The sequence below is a fragment of the Sphingobacterium sp. IITKGP-BTPF85 genome (assembly GCF_001006065.1).
Lineage (GTDB): Bacteria > Bacteroidota > Bacteroidia > Sphingobacteriales > Sphingobacteriaceae > Sphingobacterium > Sphingobacterium anhuiense.
The window spans coordinates 1-3126 of record NZ_ASZT02000253.1 but is presented as its reverse complement, the minus strand read 5'-3'; the positions used below and the strand labels follow the sequence as shown (position 1 = coordinate 3126).

4 protein-coding genes are annotated in these 3126 nt (G+C 38.5%); all 4 read right to left on the bottom strand.

Annotation, left to right across the window (positions count from 1 at the left end; genetic code table 11):
• Positions 1-34 precede the first annotated feature (34 nt).
• Entirely contained in the window at positions 35-793 is a 759-nt protein-coding gene (locus L950_RS24710) for a NuoM family protein (RefSeq protein WP_021191823.1), read from the bottom strand.
• 32 nt (positions 794-825) lie between these two features.
• Positions 826-2694: an NADH-quinone oxidoreductase subunit L gene (locus L950_RS24705; protein WP_231577853.1), complete on the bottom strand. Its 1869-nt coding sequence runs from the start codon at positions 2692-2694 to the stop codon at positions 826-828.
• A 5-nt stretch (positions 2695-2699) separates the two neighbouring features.
• A complete protein-coding gene (locus L950_RS34650) occupies positions 2700-2837 on the bottom strand; it encodes a hypothetical protein (RefSeq protein ID WP_021191822.1) in 138 nt (45 codons plus the stop codon).
• Positions 2838-2839: 2 nt separating this feature from the next.
• Positions 2840-3126, bottom strand: a 287-nt coding sequence (gene nuoK, locus L950_RS24700) for an NADH-quinone oxidoreductase subunit NuoK (RefSeq protein ID WP_021191821.1), incomplete at its 5' end; no start/stop codon positions are given.

The window sequence follows — 3126 nt, the reverse complement described above, 5'->3', positions numbered from 1 at the left end:
GGCAGCCAGGTATGTAGTGGGACAATACGGAACTTTAATAAGCAAAAGCAAAGAAAAGTACAATAAATCCAATCAGACGTGCTGATATACCAAAAATCTCCTGATAACCATCTAGTGCAAAAATAGAACCTTGTACATAATTGTCCGGATTCATCATATGGATCATGCTAAAGGTATGAGCACCTGTAACAGGATTGATCACCGAGAAGTAAAGACCTACTATGACCAAGAGCATGAAAACAGAACCGAACAAGGTATAAATGAAAAACTTCATGGCAGCATATTCTCTTCGCTCGCCACCCCAGATTCCGATGAGGAAGTATAATGGAAGTAACATCACCTCATAAAATAAATAGAATAAGAAGAAGTCTAAAGCACAGAATATGCCGATGACTGCCATATTCAAAAGCATAAGCAAAGCAAAATATCCCTTAACACTTTTCTGGATATTCCAGGAAGCGCCAATTGCCATTAGCATGACAAACGCACTTAGAACCAATAAAGGCATAGAAATCCCGTCTACCCCGAGCAGGTAGTCAATCTCCAGTTTACCAACAGTTCCAAGATCCAGGCGAATCCACGGCAGTTGCTCTACCAATTGATATCCCTCAAGTGTATTGATACCTGTTGCCGCTGGATTAAACGAAAAGTAGGCCATTCCTGCTAGTAGAAACTGAACAGCAGTTATAGCAAGGGCAATATATTTATAAGCATCCTTGAATCGACTAGGAAGCGCTAATATAATTGCTGTCGCTAGTAGAGGTAAAAAGATTAATAAGGATAGTGTAGGCATTTTCTAACGTAATAAAAGATAAATTAAACCAACTATAACAAGTAAGAATACAGAATATAAATAAGTCTGTAGTCTCCCATTTTGGGGTGAACGCACAAAATTCCTAACAGAAGAGCGAATTTACCAATAGCATTAACGAAACCATCAACAATATGTTTGTCAAGCCAATGACTCAGATGAGCGAGCTGCTGGATCAATTTTGTTAAGCTGTGTATAAAACCATCAACAATATTTCTATCTAACCAATAGGAAAGAGCACTTAATTTCAAAATACTGTTGACAATAATTGTTTCATTAAATGAATTCATATATCCCTGATGCAAGGATAACCGGTTTGCAAGACTATTTTCATTTAGTGGATATTGACCTTTTGCATACCATTTCCATCCTAATATCCACATCGATAATGCACCGACTGTTAGTAATACAGGAATAACCAGATGGGCAAGATGATTTGCTTCGTAAGGGTAATCGACAAGTAATCCATCCATTATCCACGAGTCATGATAGGAAATTGGATTGATCGAAAATAGAGGAAAGAAACAGCATATACCCAGGAAATACATTGGCCAAAGCATGAGCTTAGGCGATTCACTCAAATGTATAGATGATCCCAATAGATTTTTGATACGTAGTTCCGAAAAGAAGGCCTTAAAAATTAGACGTCCAATATAAAATGAAGTCATAATACTGACGATAATCAATGTCACAGGCACGATCTGAAACAAAGCTGCTTTTGTTGATGCCCATTCGAATGCAGAAATAATGATACTATCTTTTGATAAATAGCCCGAAGTCAACGGAAACCCCGCAAGTGCCAAGGAAGCTACTGTCATCAGTATAAATGTTTTTGGCATATAGTGACGAAGTCCACCCATATTGCGCAGATCCTGTGGGTCGAAATCATGCTTGCTATGCGCTTTCAGATGTGCCATCTCATGGATAACAGCCCCAGCACATAAGAACAATAAACACTTGAAAAAAGCATGTGTCAATAAATGAAACATAGCTGCATCCCAAGTGCCGATACCTATTCCAACCATCATATAACCCAATTGGGAAATTGTCGAAAAAGCAAGTATTTTTTTGATGTCATATTGTCCCAAAGCAAAATATGCAGCAGTAGTAGCAGTGATGGTACCGATGATAGCAATAGTCAAAAGCACTGTTTCGTTAAATAAAGGAAATAAAGTACTCATTAAAAATACACCGGCAGCCACCATGGTCGCAGCATGTATTAAAGATGAAACAGATGTAGGCCCCTCCATAGCATCAGGCAACCAGACATGTAATGGAAATTGGGCTGATTTTGCCATCGCCCCTAAGAAAAATGCAAGGCCAGTAATCGTCAACCAGATCGCATCCATACTATTGTGTGGAGATATCCATAGGCCGTTTTCAATACTAGTATTAGCGATAAGTCCATCATTTCCAAATAGATTGACCAGATTGAGGGATCCAAATTGAGCGTAGACAATCGCTATGCCGATCAAGAAGCCCAGATCACCGATTCGGTTGACTAAAAAAGCCTTCTTATTTGCTTGCACGGCAGCATCTTTCGTGTACCAGAATCCAATTAATAGATAAGATGCAAACCCGACAAGTTCCCAGAACACATACATAAGCAGTAAATTGTTCATGATGACAAGTCCGAGCATTGCGAAGCAAAATAGACTGAGATACATCCAATAACGGTGTATGCCCATATCATCGTGCATATATGATTTAGAATAAATATGCACCGGAACCGCTATTGTCGAAACTAACAGCAGCATCAAAGAGCTGAGGTTATTCAGTAATATACCAACAGTGAAAGTTGTATTTCCTATTGTAAACCATCTGATCTCAGAAGATAAAGGCATTGCGTTCCAGACATCGAGAAATGTAAATAAACTAAAGATGAAGCTTAAAATAATCGCAGTTGTACCAACAAGGCCAGATTGATCTTTTTACCAACAACAGCCTGATATAGAAAAGCCAGCAAAGGCATTGCCAAAGCAAACAATGCTGTATTAATGGGTGATATGTCAAATAAATAGTTCAATGCTAGTCTTTTAATTCACGAATTTGATCCGGATTAATGCTTCTGTATTGTCGGTATACATTTAAAATGATGGCCAATCCAACTGCAACAGCAGCTGCTGCAAGGACAATGGCAAACAGTGCAAATATTTGGCCCCCATAATTAATTTTATCATACTTTCCGAAAGCTACAAAATTGAGAATAGCCGCATTGATCATCAATTCAATGCCAACTAAAATCATAATGGCGTTCTTCTTTGCGAGAACAGCATATAGACCAATACAAAAAATACAGGCCGAGACAACTAGAA

Coding starts and splice junctions, on each gene's coding strand:
- L950_RS24710 (WP_021191823.1), bottom strand. CDS start 793: ATGCCTACACTATCCTTATTAATCTTTTTACCTCTACTAGCGACAGCA.